The organism is Streptomyces sp. NPDC005574 (genome assembly GCF_040605435.1).
Classification (GTDB): Bacteria; Actinomycetota; Actinomycetes; order Streptomycetales; family Streptomycetaceae; genus Streptomyces.
On record NZ_JBEXCW010000028.1, the window covers coordinates 1 to 15,836 of the forward strand.

General features: G+C 74.5%; 10 protein-coding genes and 1 pseudogene. 9 read left to right on the top strand and 2 right to left on the bottom strand.

Features of this window, described 5'->3' with window-relative positions:
- Positions 1-342 precede the first annotated feature (342 nt).
- Both ABZT03_RS19660 and ABZT03_RS19665 read left to right on the top strand, forming a co-directional pair.
- A complete protein-coding gene (locus tag ABZT03_RS19660; RefSeq protein ID WP_356040988.1) occupies positions 343-834 on the top strand; it encodes a DUF1360 domain-containing protein in 492 nt (163 codons plus the stop codon).
- A gap of 100 nt (positions 835-934) precedes the next feature.
- Positions 935-1,392, top strand: a pseudogene (locus ABZT03_RS19665) (hypothetical protein); the annotation flags it as partial.
- A gap of 137 nt (positions 1,393-1,529) precedes the next feature.
- Here ABZT03_RS19665 and ABZT03_RS19670 read toward each other — a convergent pair.
- Positions 1,530-1,682: a hypothetical protein gene (locus ABZT03_RS19670; RefSeq protein ID WP_356041130.1), complete on the bottom strand. Its 153-nt coding sequence runs from the start codon at positions 1,680-1,682 to the stop codon at positions 1,530-1,532.
- A 272-nt stretch (positions 1,683-1,954) separates the two neighbouring features.
- Between ABZT03_RS19670 and ABZT03_RS19675 the strand changes: the two genes are divergently transcribed.
- The 3 genes from ABZT03_RS19675 to ABZT03_RS19685 all read left to right on the top strand — a co-directional run bounded on the left by ABZT03_RS19675 (position 1,955) and on the right by ABZT03_RS19685 (position 9,267).
- Positions 1,955-4,504, top strand: coding sequence for a SpoIIE family protein phosphatase (locus tag ABZT03_RS19675; protein ID WP_356040989.1), 2,550 nt, complete (start codon positions 1,955-1,957; stop codon positions 4,502-4,504).
- Between the two features lie 596 nt (positions 4,505-5,100).
- Positions 5,101-7,797: a SpoIIE family protein phosphatase gene (locus tag ABZT03_RS19680; RefSeq protein WP_356040991.1), complete on the top strand. Its 2,697-nt coding sequence runs from the start codon at positions 5,101-5,103 to the stop codon at positions 7,795-7,797.
- Between the two features lie 105 nt (positions 7,798-7,902).
- Positions 7,903-9,267, top strand: coding sequence for an FAD-dependent oxidoreductase (locus tag ABZT03_RS19685; protein WP_356040992.1), 1,365 nt, complete (start codon positions 7,903-7,905; stop codon positions 9,265-9,267).
- 150 nt (positions 9,268-9,417) lie between these two features.
- Here ABZT03_RS19685 and ABZT03_RS19690 read toward each other — a convergent pair whose 3' ends face one another.
- Positions 9,418-10,179 carry a hypothetical protein gene (locus ABZT03_RS19690; RefSeq protein WP_356040994.1) on the bottom strand — a complete coding sequence of 254 codons (762 nt, stop codon included), beginning with the start codon at positions 10,177-10,179 and terminating at the stop codon, positions 9,418-9,420.
- Between the two features lie 581 nt (positions 10,180-10,760).
- Between ABZT03_RS19690 and ABZT03_RS19695 the strand changes: the two genes are divergently transcribed.
- From ABZT03_RS19695 to ABZT03_RS19710, 4 genes are all read left to right on the top strand, one after another.
- Positions 10,761-11,918 carry a hypothetical protein gene (locus tag ABZT03_RS19695; RefSeq protein ID WP_356040995.1) on the top strand — a complete coding sequence of 386 codons (1,158 nt, stop codon included), beginning with the start codon at positions 10,761-10,763 and terminating at the stop codon, positions 11,916-11,918.
- 198 nt (positions 11,919-12,116) lie between these two features.
- The gene (locus ABZT03_RS19700; RefSeq protein ID WP_356040997.1) at positions 12,117-12,683 is read left to right on the top strand and encodes a 2Fe-2S iron-sulfur cluster-binding protein; all 567 of its coding nucleotides are present in this window, start codon (positions 12,117-12,119) and stop codon (positions 12,681-12,683) included.
- Positions 12,680-13,672: a xanthine dehydrogenase family protein subunit M gene (locus tag ABZT03_RS19705; protein WP_356040999.1), complete on the top strand. Its 993-nt coding sequence runs from the start codon at positions 12,680-12,682 to the stop codon at positions 13,670-13,672. The genes ABZT03_RS19700 and ABZT03_RS19705 overlap by 4 nt, the downstream gene beginning before the upstream one ends.
- 23 nt (positions 13,673-13,695) lie before the next feature.
- Positions 13,696-15,819 (top strand): xanthine dehydrogenase family protein molybdopterin-binding subunit, encoded by a 2,124-nt coding sequence (locus ABZT03_RS19710; protein WP_356041001.1) that lies wholly within the window; start codon positions 13,696-13,698, stop codon positions 15,817-15,819.
- The last annotated feature ends 17 nt before the right edge of the window (positions 15,820-15,836 follow it).

Sequence of the window (15,836 nt, forward strand, 5' to 3'; positions counted from 1 at the left end):
CGGAGAGGGTTTCAGGCATGGGGTGCAACCTTTCTTCGGCCGGAAGCCGGAGTTGATGGGCCTGGCGCACATGTGTGTGGTCCGGGACTGTTGTCTGCCGGGCGCGGCCTCCACGGCCGCGCCCGGCAGTCGCATACGGGACGTGCCGGGTACCGGCCGCACCGGGTCAGCCACCCGCGTCCCCGTCTCACCCACCGGCGGCCGAGTGCCGGAGCGGACGCGACCGGCGGTTCCTCCGTGCCGGGGCGGGCGCGGACATGTGTTCGCCTCGTGTGCGCCCCGGCGGACCGGGCACCCGAGCCGCTCCCGATCATCCGGGAGACGGTGCCGAGGGAGGATGCCATGACCACCGACGAACTCCGATACGACGACCAGAGCGAGGTGCCGCTCGCCGGCTACGCGGCGCTCGCCTCCACCTTCACCGCCGCCACCACGGTGTTCGCCGTCGTGTCCCGCATGCGGGGCGTACGCCTGCCGAAAGAGGTCCCGCCCTGGGACGTGGCGCTGCTGGGCACCGCCACCTTCAAGGCGTCCCGGCTGCTGACCAAGGACAAGATCACCAGTTTCCTGCGGGCGCCGTTCACCCGGCGCGAGGAGGAGGGATCGGCCGGCGAGGTGAACGACGCACCCCGCGGCGGCGGGGCGCGCCGGGCCGTCGGTGAGCTGCTGTCCTGCCCGTTCTGCACCGCCGCCTGGGTCGCCGGCGGCCTGGTCGCCTGCTACGTCTGCGCGCCGCGCGGCGCCCGTCTGCTGGCCGCGGGCCTCAGCGCGGTCACCCTCGCGGACTGGCTGCAGTACGCCTGGACCTGGACCGAGCAGAAGGTCGAGGGCTGAGCAAGGCGTTCGGCGCCGGCGTCCGGCATCCGCCGTAAGCCTGGCGCCGAACCTACTCGCAGTCGGCCGGAGGACGATCCGGCCGGGAAAGGAGCAGCACATGACGCAGCATGCCGACGACGATGCTCTCGACCAGCACGCCGGCGTTGCCGAACTGCGTCTGGCCACGGGGGACCCCGCACTCGTGCCCCAGAACGACGTGCTCACGGACAGTCTTCCGCTCGACCGAAACCAGGCGATCCTGCAGGCCCCAGACAGGTCGGCTCGATCCTCAAACGGCAGGGGCACCCGTTCGCCCTCGCGGGCAGCGTCGCCGTCTACGCGCACGGCGGCACCCAGAACCTCCAGCACGACGTCGACTTCTGCGTCCGGCCCGAGGACGCGCAGGCCGTCGCGAAGAGCCTGCGGGAGGCCGGCCTCACGGTCCGCACCCTTCCCGAGGACTGGCTGCTGAAGGCCGCCTGCCTCGGCCAGCAGGTCGACATCATCTTCGTACTGGCCCACGAACCCGTCTCGGCGGAGCTGCTGTCGCGGGCCGAGGAACTCTCCGTCGACTCCGGTCGAACTGGACCGGCTGCGCGACGCCCTGACCGGCCGCGGCAAGCACTGACCGCCCGGACGGGACACCCCCGCCCCGCCACGACCGCGCCCGCCGCACCTCCGCGGCGGGCGCGGCCTGGCGCGTCACCGCCGGTTCAGGCGACGAGTGCCGGGTCCGGCCCCAGCCGGTCGAGCGCGCCGCCGTCCGCCGGGTAGGCGCGGGTCAGCCACTGGGCGGTCGCCGCGAGGAGCGGGGAGAGATCTGAGAGCGCAGCCGGGCCGTCCGAATCCGCGGGGCGAGGGAGCACAGGGGCGCAGGAGGGAAGCCCGGCGAGCGGCGCTCGGGCGACGGGAACAGGGGGAACAGGCACGGTAGTCGCCGCTCGCCGCACGGGACATGCCCCGAGGCCGTGCACGGGCGTGGCGTCGACCACACCGCGGGACTCGGTGACGCCGGTCGCGTACCGGCGCCGTACCCCCGAAATGGCGCGGATGCGGGCCGCCCAGGTGCGTGGCGGGGCTGTTGTAGCGCATTCTTGCTGTGTCGCCCGCGGGACGGCGCACGGACGAGGTAGGGCCGATGACTGGGAGCGCCGAGGACGGACACACCGCACCCGCCCGGTTGGCGGCTGTGCTGATCGACGCCACGTCGGAGGCGATCAGCTCGGCCGGCGGCCACTCGGGGGGGATCTATCTGTGCTCCCGCACGCCCGGACTCCTGCGCCTGGCCGTCCTCGCGGGCCTGCCGGGCCCCCTGTTCCGGCCCTGGTGGCGGCTGCACGCCGACCGTCCCTTCCCGGTCGCCGACGCCCACCGGCTCGGCGTCCAGGTGACGCTGACGAACGCCACCGAGACGATGCGCCGCTACCCCCAGTTCGCGGCCGGGCTGCCGTTCCAGTTCGGCTCCCTGTACGCGCCGGTCGTGAGCGGGTCATCGGCGTACGGCGTCCTGACCGTCCTGCGCCCCGCCGTGTCGGACCCCAGTGAACTGCTCGCCGAGCGGGACCGCCTGGCACAACTGGCCGAGGAACTGGGCGCCTCCCTGCGGAAACTGGAGAACTCGGGGGCCGACGTCCTGTGGGACGAGGAACCCATGTCCGTCCGGCCCCCTGCCACGCAGCGCGAGTCGGGGCACGTCGGGCGCTTCTCCTGGGATCCCGTGACCGCCGTGGTGACCGTGGACGACCGGCTGCCCGCCCTGCTCGGTGTGCCGCCCGAGGCCCTCAGCGGCATCGCCGACGGCTTCGCGGACGCGGTGGCCCCGGGCGACGCGCCGCGCGTGCTGGCCGCGCTGCGGGAGACCTCCGCGGGCAGACCGCCGCTGCTGCCGCTCTACCTGCGGGCCGCCGACGGCGCACTGCGGCTGATGGACCTCTGGACGCCCTACGACGACGTCTTCGCCGACGCGGGGCCGCCCGGCACGCTTCCGGTGCGGGGCATCGTGCTGGCGCCGGGTCCGGGCCCGTCCGGCGACGCGGCGGCGGACCTGCTGCCGGACGGCGTGCTCTGCCTCGACCGGCTCGGGCTGATCACCTACGCGAACCCGCGCGCCGCGCAGCTGCTGAACCGGTCCCGCACCGCGCTGCTCGGGCTGCCGCTGTGGGAGGCCGTGCCATGGCTGAACCAGCCCGACCACGACGACCACCTGCGCGGGGCCCTGCTGGCGCCCGATCCGGTGCACTTCGACGCCCGGCGGCCCGAACCGGAGGGACGCGAGCCCGCCTCGCAGCCGCAGGAGGGCGACTGGCTCACCTTCTCGGTGCATCCCGGGCCGGACATCCTGAGCTGCACCGTCCGCCCGACCCGTCACGCGGCGGAGACCGCGGGCCTGTCACCGGCGGCCGGTGAGGCAGCCGAGGCCCTCGCGGCCGGGGACGGTGCGGGTTCGCTGGCCCCCCTGTACCGGCCGATCGTCCTGGCCATCGCGCTGACGGAGGCCGTCACCGCGCGCCAGGTGTCGGCGGTGGTGATGCGGGAGCTGCTGCCGGCCTTCGGCGGCCGCCGGCTCGCCATCTACCTGCTCCAGGACCGCCACCTCTACCTCGCGTGGGAGACCGGCTTCCCGCCGGGGTTCCTCACCCGCTTCGAGGGGGTGAGCCTGGACGAGCACCTGCCGGGCGTGGAGACGCTGACCACCGGCCGCCCGCTGTTCTTCGACTCGATGGACCAGCTCGCGGAGGCCTACCCGGGCATGGCCCTGGACTCGACCGTGGGCTCCCGCGCCTTCCTGCCGCTGATCGCCTCCGGCCGCCCGGTCGGCTCCTGCATCCTCGGTTTCGACCGTCCGCGCAGCTTCAGCTCCCAGGAGCGCACGGTCCTCACCGCCCTCGCCGGGCTGATCGCCCACGCCATGGAGAAGGCCCAGCGCTACGAGACCGAGACGGCCCTCGCCCGGGGACTCCAGCGCGCCCTGCTCCCCCAGCGGCTCACCGCTCACCCCCTGGTGGAGACCGCGGGACGCTATCTGCCGGGCACCCAGGGCATGGACGTGGGCGGCGACTGGTACGACGTCATCGAGGCCGGGGACGGTCTCGCCCTGGTGATCGGCGACGTACAGGGCCACGGCGTACAGGCCGCCGCCACCATGGGCCAGCTCCGCAGCGCGGTGAAGGCGTTCGCGCTCGGGGACCGCCCGCCCGACGAGGTGATGAGCAGTACGAACCACCTGCTCATCGACCTCGACCCCGGACTGTTCGCGAGCTGCTGCTACATCCGGCTGGATCCGGCCACCGGTCTCGCCCACGCGGCCCGGGCCGGCCACCCGCCGCCGCTGCTGCGCCTCCCGGACGGCCACACGCACGTCCTGGACCTGCCGGGCGGGGTCGTGCTGGGCGTCGACCCGCACGCCGAGTACCCGGTGACGGAGCTGACGATGGAGCCCGGCGCGATCCTGGCGCTCTACACCGACGGGCTGGTCGAACGCCCGGGCTCGGACATCGACGACGGCATCACCGCGCTGCGCGTCGCCCTGTCCCGGGCGGGCGGCCCCGGCGCCCGTCCGGTCGGCCGCTCGCTGGCCGGTGTGGCGGACCGCCTCACCGGAAGCGCCCGCCACGCCACCGACCGCCCCGACGACATCGCCCTCCTGCTGGCCGCCCGCCGCACGGACACGGGCCCCCGCCGGGGGTGAGGCGGCGAACGCCGTCCGGCCCCCGCCCGGGGGTAAGGCGGCGAACGCCGTCCGGCCCCCTCCACGTCGAGGCGCGGGCAGGACACGCCTCATCGGCCGGGGCCCGGCCCGCTGACGCCTGGGCCGACCGACATCCCACTCCACCCCGCACCCACTTCGACCCGCGTCCCCGCGGCGCGGCCGCGGTCCGGCCCCGTCGACTCGACCGCACGGCACAGCACACCTCGCAGGCGGGCCGGTCCGGCCGTAGGGGCGGCTCTGCCGGGCCGCCGACCCAGCCGACGACCTCTCCCACGCGCATCGTGGCCAGAAGGAGGAGCCGGCCCGCCCCACCCCGCCGGGGGACCGGCGCCCCGCGCTCACCCCCGGGCCGGCCCCGCCTCCGCGTCACCGGCCGCCCGCCCCGGCCCGCACACCCGTGCCACCCCTCGCCTCGCGGGGCGCGGCAGTGTAGACATGGGCACATGGTCCGACTAGGCGGTCGATCCGGGGCCCGGTCGACCCGTCGTCCCAGCGCTTCGCGCCCCGACGGCGCTTCCGAGGACGCCCGCGGGGCGCCTGGGCGGTCGGCGGGGCACATACCGGTCGGTCTGTCCATGCGCGCGCACAGGGACGCGGCCGGGCCGCCGCGAGGCCCCGGCGCCGGGGTGCGGTCCGCGCTCGGCGGGCGCAGCGTCGCCGGGCAGGTGTTCGTCCTGCAAGTGGTGATCGTGCTGCTGCTCGTGATGGCCGCGGTGGCGGCGCTGGTGCTGCAGAGCCGGCACGACAGCACGCAGGAGGCCCGCAACCGTTCCGTCGCGGTGGCGGAGGCGTTCGCCGAGGCGCCGGGCACCCGCGAGGCGCTGAAGGCCCCCAACCCCAGCGCGGTGCTGCAACCACGCGCCGAGGCGGCCCGCAAGGCGACGGGGGTGGACTTCATCGTCGTCATGAACACCGACGGCATCCGCTACAGCCACCCCAAGCCCAACCGCATCGGGAAGAAGTTCGTCGGGACCATCGGGCCCGCGCTGGCCGGCGGCGTGGTGACCGAGCAGATCACGGGCACCATCGGCCCGCTGGTGCAGGCGGTGGTGCCCATCAAGGACCCCGACGGGAAGGTCGTGGGGCTCGTCTCGGCCGGGGTGACCCTGGACAACGTGGGCGGCGCGGCCAACCGCCAGCTGCCGCTGCTCCTGGGCGCCGCCGCGGCGGCCCTCGCCCTGGCCCTCGCCGGAACGGCGCTGGTGAGCAGACGGCTGCTGCGCCAGACGCACGGGCTGGGCCCGCACGAGATGACCCGCATGTACGAGCACCACGACGCGGTGCTGCACGCCGTCCGCGAGGGGGTGCTCATCGTCGGCGGTGAGGGCCTGCTGCTGCTCGCCAACGACGAGGCGCACCGCCTGCTCGACCTGCCCGCGGACGCCGAGGGACGCCACGTCCTGAAGCTCGGCCTCACCCCCGACATGACGGCCCTGCTCACCTCGGGCCGGGTCGCCACCGACGAGGTCCACCTGGTCAAGGACCGGCTGCTGGCGGTCAACCAGCGCAGCACGGACAGCCAGGGCGGCCCGCCCGGAAGCGTCGCCACGCTGCGCGACTCGACGGAGCTGCGGGCCCTGTCCGGCCGCGCCGAGACGGCACGGGAACGCCTCAACATGCTCTACGACGCCGGTGTGGCCATCGGCACGAGCCTGGACGTGACCCGCACCGCCGAGGAACTGGCCGAGCTGGCGGTGCCCCGCTTCGCGGACTTCGCCACCGTGGACCTGTTCGACGCCGTGCTCAGCGGCGGGCAGCCGGAGATGACGGGGTCGGTGGTCCGGGCGGCGGTGAGCGGGATCCGCAAGGACGCCCCGCTGTATCCGGTGGGCCAGCTCATCACGCTCGTCGGGACCTCCCCGCAGGCCCGCAGCCTCGACTCCGGCCGGCCCGTCGTCGAACCGCGGCTGGGCCGGGCACCCGGCTGGCGCGCCCAGGACCTGGAACGGTCCGCGCAGGTGGTGGCGTACGGCATCCACTCGCTGATCGCGGTGCCGCTGCGCGCGGGCAGCCAGGTGCTGGGCGTGGTCAGCTTCTGGCGCTCCGAGAAGGACGAGCCGTTCGACACCGACGAACTGGCCCTCGCCGAGGAGCTGGTCACCCGGGCCGCGGTCTCCATCGACAACGCCCGCCGCTACACGCGCGAGCACAACATGGCGGTGACGCTCCAGCGCAGTCTGCTGCCGCGCAGCCTGCCCGGCCAGAACGCCCTGGAGATCGCCTACCGCTACCTGCCGGCGCAGGAGGGGGTGGGCGGCGACTGGTTCGACGTGCTGCCGCTGTCCGGCGCCAGGGTCGCGCTGGTGGTCGGCGACGTGGTCGGACACGGTCTGCTGGCCGCGGCGACCATGGGGCGGCTGCGGACGGCCGTGCACAACTTCTCCGCCCTGGACCTGCCGCCCGACGAACTGCTCGCCCTGCTGGACGAGTTGGTCGCCCGCATCGACCAGGACGAGACGGTGGACGGCGGCACCGCCCCGGTCACCGGCGCGACCTGCCTGTACGCGATCTACGATCCGGTGTCGCGGCTGTGCACGGTGGCCCGCGCCGGCCACCCGCCGCCGGCGGTGATCAGGCCGGACGGCAGCGTGGACTTCCCCGAGGTGCCGGTCGGCCCGCCGCTGGGCCTCGGGGGCCTGCCCTTCGAGACGGTCGACCTCGAACTCGAGGAGGGCAGCAGGCTGGTCCTGTACACGGACGGGCTCGTCGAGGACCGAGAACGGGACATCGACGTGGGGCTCGACCTGCTGCGCGGCGCCCTGGAGCGGGCGGGGCAGTCGCCCGAGGACACCTGCCGGGCCGTCCTCGACTCCCGGCTGCCGGCCCGCCCGAGCGACGACGTGGCGCTGATCGTCGCGCGCACCCGGGCGCTGCCCGCCGACCGGGTCGCCGAGTGGCGGGTGCCGTCCGAGCCGGCGGCCGTCGGGGAGGTCCGCTCCCTGGTCACCCGGCAGCTGGCCCGGTGGGGTCTGGACGACCTGTCGTTCACCACGGAACTGATCCTCAGCGAGCTGGTCACCAACGCGATCCGCTACGGCGGGGACTCCGTGCAGGTGCGGGTGCTCTTCGACCGCGGCCTGGTCTGCGAGGTGTTCGACAGCAGCAGCACCTCCCCGCACCTGCGCCACGCGGCGATGACGGACGAGGGCGGAAGGGGGCTGTTCCTGGTGGCGCAGCTCTCCGAACGCTGGGGCACCCGGTACACGCCCGCGGGCAAGGTCATCTGGGCGGAGCAGCCGCTGCCCGGAGCATCCCCGTCAGGTCACCCATAAACTGGACTTATGAGCTCATAGACCGGACCCACGTACCAACTTAGGATTGCCTTAGTTTAGGCTTCCCGGCGAGACGCGTTGTCACCGCTCGAAGGGAACCTGATCATGCCCCGCCCCCTGCGGGTCGCCATCGTCGGAGCCGGCCCCGCCGGGATCTACGCCGCGGACGCCCTGCTCAAGTCCGAGGTGGCCGCCGAACCCGGCGTGTCCATCGACCTCTTCGAGCGCATGCCGGCCCCGTTCGGACTGATCCGCTACGGCGTCGCCCCCGACCACCCGCGGATCAAGGGCATCGTCAGCGCCCTGCACCAGGTGCTCGACAAGCCGCAGGTCCGCCTCTTCGGAAACGTCGACTACCCGGGCGACATCAGCCTCGACGACCTGCGCGCGTTCTACGACGCCGTGATCTTCTCCACGGGCGCGACCGCCGACCGCGCGCTGTCCGTGCCCGGCGTGGAACTCGACGGCTCCTACGGCGCGGCCGACTTCGTCTCCTGGTACGACGGCCACCCGGACGTGCCGCGCAGCTGGCCGCTCGAGGCGGAGAAGGTCGCCGTCCTCGGTGTCGGCAACGTCGCCCTGGACGTGGCCCGCATCCTGGCGAAGACGGCCGACGAACTGCTGCCGACCGAGATCCCGCCGAACGTGTACGAGGGCCTCAAGGCCAACAAGGCCCTGGAAGTCCACGTGTTCGGCCGCCGCGGTCCCGCCCAGGCGAAGTTCAGCCCGATGGAGCTGCGGGAGCTGGACCACTCCCCCACCATCGAGGTCGTCGTCGACCCCGAGGACATCGACTACGACGCGGGCTCGATCGAGACGCGGCGCGGCAACAAGCAGGCCGACATGGTCGCCAAGACCCTGGAGAAGTGGGCCATCCGCGATGTCGGGGACCGGCCGCACAAGCTGTTCCTGCACTTCTTCGAGTCGCCGACGGAGATCCTCGGCGAGGACGGCAGGGTGGTCGGCCTGCGCACCGAGCGCACCGCCCTCGACGGCACCGGCAACGTCAAGGGCACCGGCGAGTTCAAGGACTGGGACGTCAGCGCGGTCTACCGCGCCGTCGGCTACCTGTCCGACAAGCTCCCCAAGCTGCCCTGGGACCTCGACTCCGGCACCGTCCCGGACGCCGGCGGCCGGGTCGTCCAGGAGAACGGCGAGCACCTGAGCTCCACGTACGTCACCGGCTGGATCCGGCGCGGCCCGGTCGGCCTGATCGGTCACACCAAGGGCGACGCGAACGAGACCGTGGCCAACCTGCTGGACGACCACGTGAACGGGCGTCTGCTGACCCCGGCGTCGCCCGAGCCGGAGGCCGTGGACGCGTTCCTCGCCGAGCGGAACGTCCGGTTCACCACCTGGGAGGGCTGGTACCGCCTGGACGCCGCCGAGAAGGCGCTGGGCGAGCCGCAGGGCCGCGAGCGCGTCAAGCTCGTCGAGCGCGAGGACATGCTCCGGGAGAGCGGCGCGTAGGACGGCGCTCCACGACGATCGGAACCACGGTGAGGCGGGCGGCCCCGGGACCTTCCCCGGGTCCGCACGCCTCCCCGTGTGCCGGTCGTCCCGGCGCCCGCCGCCCGCCGGGCGCTGTCAGGTGGTTCCCCCGCCGGTGGTCCGTCGCCCTCAGCCGGACGCGGCCGCGCTCACCAGGCCCGCGCCGACGTCTCCGTTGACGGTGGTGAGCGTCATCGTGCGGTCGTCGCCTGCCCCGTCCGTGGGCAGGGTGACGGAGGGGCGGCCGTTGTCGGTCCGCGCCGTCACGCGGTAGGCGGGCGCGTCGCGCGGGACGAGGACACTCACCGAGCCGTTGGTGGTCAGCGCGCTGACGCCGGTGGGCGGCGTGGCGCAGGTGAGCACCACGTCACCGTTGACCGTGCCGGCGTGCAGCGCCCCGGCCCTGAGAGCCACCGCCCGCACCGAGCCGTTGCGGGTGGACAGCCGTACCGTGGCGTCTTCGTCGCCGGCCCGGGTCACCGTCACGTCACCGTTGACCGTCGTCAGGTCCAGCGCGCCGGACACCCCGGCCGCGTCGATGCCCGCGTTGCGGGCGGTGACCGTGACGCTCGTACCGGACGGGACGTCCACCTCGGGCATGCGGGGGCACCCGTCGTCGTGCTCGTCGTGCCGGGCGCAGGACAGGTCCATCACCCAGGTGTCGCCGTCGTGCGTGAAGTGGTGGCCCACACCTCGTTGCACGTCGACCCGGTCGCCGTCGGCGGGCCGCAGCCGCACCCCGTTGTCGGTGGTGATCACCAGCCGGGTTCCCGCCCGTCCGACCGGCCCGTCGTCCCCGGCCGGGTCCGAGTCGCCGCCGCCACCGCACGCGCCCACCAGCGGCAGCACCGCGAGCGCAACGGCCAGGCGTCGTACGTAGGTTGTCGTCATCGCACCGCCTCCATGACAGGGCGGATTCCCCCGTTGTCCGCCGCGACACGGCCTCGCGGCGACGGAGGCGGCGGCCGGCCGAGGCCGGTCCGCGGGACGACGCGTCCGGTCGGCGTCGGAACGGCTGATCGACCGAGCCGAAGACGTTTCGCCTGGCCCACTGCGACGGCGACGGCTTCAGCTTCCGGACCGAGGGCGAGAAGGCGAGCGGTCCGTCCGGCGTCACCTTCCACGCCGACCCGCACGTCCACGGTGACCTGGGCCACCGTGGAGTGCCTCGACGAGAACAAGCTCGGCACGTTCACCCGCCGCAAGAACGTCCACGCCCGTACGTCCCGCCGGCACGTCGGTGAACAGGGCCCGCCCCTGTGCGGATGGTGGGCGAGCCCCGTTCGAGGCGCCATTGTGGCCGACCGCCGCCGTCAGGGGTACACGTGTGCGGGGCCCGGCCGGCGTGAACCCCGCACACCCCGCGCGCGGCGCACGCCCGCGGCGAGCGGACGGCCCACCCCCGGTGCGGTCGCCCGGGGGAACGGCGACGATACTGGCACCCTCACCTGCCCCTGCTCACAGATGGACTCATGCCAAGCGCTCCCAGCACCCCCGCCACCGTTCCCCCCACGGTCTGGCCGGCCCGCGGCCGTCACACCGGGCCCGCCGCCGAGGACGCCCTGCGACGCCGGCTTCAGCAGCTCAAGAACGACGGGACCATCGTCGACCACCTGGAACTGCCCGAGGCGGAGACCGGCGGCACACGGGTCTTCGAAGCCCGCTGGCTGGTCCCCGAGGGGGTGACCGTCCGGGCCCGGCTCGCGCTGCGGCCCGACGCGGGCGAGGGACGCGACTGGGTACTGGCGGCGGAGGCGGAGCAGCCCTGGGACCCGCGCTGGCTCTCACCCGCCACCGTGTTCTGGCCCGAGTCCGCCGACGTCGTGTGGGACCGGGAGCCGGCGACCGGGGCACGGCTGCGGGAACTCAACCTCCTTCCCGAGGACGACAAGGAGGTCAAGCGGCTGCTCAGGAACGCCGTGCGGAGCAGCTGGAACATCCATGTCGTCGTGCACGAGGCCATGACCCCCGACGAGCGGGGCCGCCGCCCGCTGGCCCGGCTGCTGCCGCCCGGACTGCGCCACCGGGTCGTCGAGCACCGGGCGGCACCGCACCAGTTCCGGGTGGTGAACTACGCCCTGCGGGACGTGGGGGTGCAGGTGCCGCGCGGCGGTGCGGTGGTGCTGCCGACGACGACGCCTCCGACCGGCTCCGGCGAGCAGGACTTCTCCGTGCGCAGTGTCTTCCTGGACGGCTCGGAGCCCGTCGAACTCCTCGACGCGGTGACCCGTTACGCCGCCCTGCCCAGGCCCCTGCCGGACGAGGCCGCCGAGGCCCTCACAGCCCTGCGGGAGAACTGGCACCTGCTGACGCTCCAGGAGGAACTCGACCGCGAACGCGCCCTCGTGGCGATGTACGCGGAGGCGCTCGACGCGATGACCACGTCCCGTGACCTGTACCGGGAGGCGGCCGAGCGGGCGGGCGAAGCACTGGCCGTCTACCGGGAGTCGGCCGCCGCCCTCCCGCCCGCCCCGGCCGAGCGGCGGCGGGAACCGTCCGCTGCGCAGGCCGGCTCCCCGCTCCAGCAGCTGACCCGCACCTTCGAACGCCTGCGGGGCGCCCCGAAGGCGCTGCGCCCCGCGTCCGAGGAGAGCGGCGCCGACGGCTCGCACGGGACATCCGGCCCCTGATCCCCCGGTCGCGCGGCGCGGGCGTCCGGTCCCGGCCTCCCGGTCGCGCGGCGTCGACGTCCGGTCCCGGCGGCCGTCCCTTCGCTGAGCGATCACGGGTGCCGCAGCCGTGGGAGCGGGTCCGGACGTGTCAGGTGCCGCTGTGTGGATACGCGGAGGGCACGGCATCACGGCCCGTCCCGGAAGGGCATCCACGACATGGGCACCAACCACCGCGACGACGGTCCCCAGGGCACCGCCGCCATCCGCCACCGCTCCGAGACGACGCTGCGGGTCAACGGCAAGCCGCACACGCTGGACGTCGACCACCGGCGGGTCCTGCTGGACGTCCTGCGGGAGGACCTCGACCTGTACGGCGCGAAGAAGGGCTGCGACCAGGGCCAGTGCGGCGCCTGCACGGTGCTGGTCGACGGGCGGCGGGTCAACAGCTGCCTGCTGCTCGCGGTCGGCCTGGACGGCTGCGACATCACGACCGTGGAGGGCCTCGCCGCCGACGGGGAGTCGCTGCACCCGCTCCAGCAGGCGTTCGTGGACCGCGACGCCTTCCAGTGCGGGTACTGCACCCCCGGGCAGATCTGCTCCGCGATCGGCGCGCTCGCCGAGGCCGCCGCCGGTCATCCCTCGCACGTCACCGACCCGGCCGCGCCCTCCGGCCGGCCGGTGCCACTGGACCGGGAGGAGATCCGCGAGCGGCTCAGCGGCAACCTCTGCCGCTGCGGCGCCTATCCGCGCATCGCCGAGGCCGTCGAGGACGTGATCCGGTGAAGCCCTTCGAATACGTACGCGCAGGGACCGTTGCCGAGGCCACCGACGCCTTCGCCTCCCGCCCCGGCGCCCGCTATCTCGGCGGCGGCACCAACCTCGTCGACCTGATGAAGCTCGGGGTCGAACGGCCGGCCGCCCTCATCGACGTCAGCCGCCTCCCGCTGGACCAGGTCGAGGAACTGCCCGACGGCTCGCTGCGCGTCGGCGCCCTGGTCCGCAACAGCGACCTCGCGGCGCACCCACGCGTCCGCGACCGCTATCCCGCGCTGTCCCAGGCCCTGCTCGCGGGCGCGTCCGGACAGCTGCGCAACGCGGCGACCACGGGTGGCAACCTCCTTCAGCGCACCCGCTGCCCCTACTTCCAGGACGTCTCCAAACCGTGCAACAAACGGGAGCCGGGCAGCGGCTGCGGCGCCCTGGACGGCGTCCACCGCGACCACGCGGTCCTCGGGCACTCCGAGCACTGCGTCGCCACCCACCCCTCGGACATGGCCGTGGCCCTGGCCGCCCTCGACGCGCGGATCGAGCTCCACGGCGACGAGGGCGCCCGGAGCGTCCCGGCCGCCGACTTCCACCGGCTGCCCGGGGACCGGCCGGAGCGGGACACCGAGATCCGGCCGGGGGAACTGGTCACCGGGGTGCTGCTCCCGGCGGAGACCGGCGGCGTGCCGTCCCTGTACCGCAAGGCCCGCGACCGGGCGTCGTACGCCTTCGCCCTCGCGTCCGTGGCGGCCGTGGTGCGGGTGCGGGGCGGCGTCGTGACCCAGGCCGGGATCGCGTTCGGCGCGCTGGCGCACCGGCCCTGGCGGGCCCGCCGGGCCGAGGAGGCACTGGTCGGCGCGGCGCCCACCGCCGCCGCCTTCGCCCACGCCGTCGACCTGGAACTGGCCGCGGCCCGCCCCCTGCGGGACAACGCCTACAAGGTGCCCCTGGCCCGCGGGCTCGCCCTGGACGTCCTGACCCGGCTCACCGCCGCCGCCAGGACCTGAACCGGTATTCCGAGGAGGACTTCATGGCCGGCACCACCGCCGTCGGCGCCCCCGTCGAGCGCAGGGAGGGACGGGCCAAGGTCACCGGCACCGCCCGCTACGCCGCCGAGTACCACCCTCCGGGCCGGGCGCACGCCTGGCCGGTGCCCGCCACGGTCGCCCGGGGACACGTCACCGGGATCGACTCGACGGCCGCCCTGGCCATGCCGGGTGTCCTCGCCGTACTGACGCACGAGAACGCGCCGCGGCTGGGCGAGGCGGACGATCCCACCCTGCTCCTGCTGCAGAACCCGTCGGTGCCGCACCGGGGTTGGTTCGTGGCGCTGGTGGTGGGCGAGAGCCCGGAGGCCGCCCGGGCCGGCGCCGTCGCGGTCCGCGTCGAGTACGACGTGGAGGAACACGACGTCACGCTGACCGACACCCATCCGGGGGCGTACGTCCCCGAGGAGGCCAACGGCGGGTACCCGGCCCGCACCGAACACGGGGATCCCGAGGCCGCGTTCGGCTCGTCGGCGGTCCGGGTCGACGTGGACTACCGGGTGCCGCCCCTGCACAACCACCCGATGGAGCCGCACGCCTCCACCGCCCACTGGGACGGCGACCGGCTGACCGTGCAGACCTCCAGCCAGGGTTCCTCCGTCGTCCAGACCGTGCTGGCCGGGCTGTTCGACCTGCCGCCGGAGCAGGTGACGGTCCGGGCCGAGCACGTCGGCGGCGGCTTCGGGTCCAAGGGCACGCCCCGCCCCGACGTCGTGCTCGCCGCGCTCGCCGCACGGCTGACCGGGCGGCCGGTCACCGTCGCCCTGCACCGCCGTCTCATGCCGGCCACCGTCGGACACCGCGCGCCGACCCTGCACCGGGTGCGGCTCGGGGCGTCCGCCGACGGGCATCTCACCAGCGTGGTCCACGAGGTCGTCACCCACACCTCCCGCGTCAAGGAGTTCGTGGAGCAGGCGGCCACCCCGGCCCGCGTCATGTACACCGCGCCCAACAGCCGTACGCTGCACCGCGTCGCCGCGCTGGACGTGCCCACGCCGTCCTGGATGCGGGCCCCCGGCGAGGCGCCTGGGATGTACGCCCTGGAGTCGGCCATGGACGAACTCGCCGGCGAACTCGGCATGGACCCGGTGGAGTTGCGGGTCGTCAACGAACCCGGCTCCGAGCCCGACAGCGGCAGGCCGTTCAGCAGCCGGCATCTGGTGGAGTGTCTGCGCGAGGGCGCCCGGCGCTTCGACTGGTCCGGGCGCGACCCCCGGCCGGGCTCCCGGACCGAGGGGCCCCTGCTCGTCGGGTCCGGGGTGGCCGCCGCCACCTACCCCGTCCTGGTGCAGCCCTGCACGGCGACCGCGCAGGCGCTGCCCGACGGGTCGTTCGTGGTCCGGGTGAACGCCGCCGACATCGGCACGGGCGCGCGTACCGTCCTCGCGCAGATCGCCGCCGACGCCCTCGGCGCGCCCCTGGCGCGGGTCAGGACCGAGGTCGGCAGCAGCGAGCTGCCCCGGGCCTCGGTGGCCGGCGGGTCCTCGGGCACCGCGTCCTGGGGGTGGGCGGTGCACGACGCGTGCGCCCAGCTCGTGGAACGCCTGGCCGAGCGGCCCGGACCGCTGCCGGAGGAGGTTGTCACCGTCCGGGCCGACACCACCGGACGGGCGGACGCCGAGAGCCCCTGGGCGCGGCACGCCTTCGGGGCGCACTTCGCCGAGGTCGCCGTCGACACGGTGACGGGCGAGACCCGTGTCCGGCGTCTGCTGGGGGTGTTCGCGGCCGGGCACATCCTCAACTCCCGCACCGCGCGCTCCCAGTTCGTCGGCGGCATGACGATGGGCCTGGGCATGGCGCTCACCGAGGGCAGCACGATGGACGCGGCGTTCGGCGACTTCGTGGAGAGCGACCTGGCCTCTTACCACGTGCCGGCGCACGCCGACGTACCCGACATCGAGGCGCACTGGATAGACGAGGACGACCCCCACCTCAACCCGATGGGCAGCAAGGGGATCGGCGAGATCGGCATCGTGGGCACGGCCGCCGCCATCGGCAACGCCGTGCACCACGCCACCGGTGTCCGCGTCCGCGAACTGCCCCTCACCCCCGACCGGGTACTGGCCGCTCTGGCCGGCCGGACCGGCCGGTCGACGGGCGTCGGGTGAGGGACGACCGCCCGGCA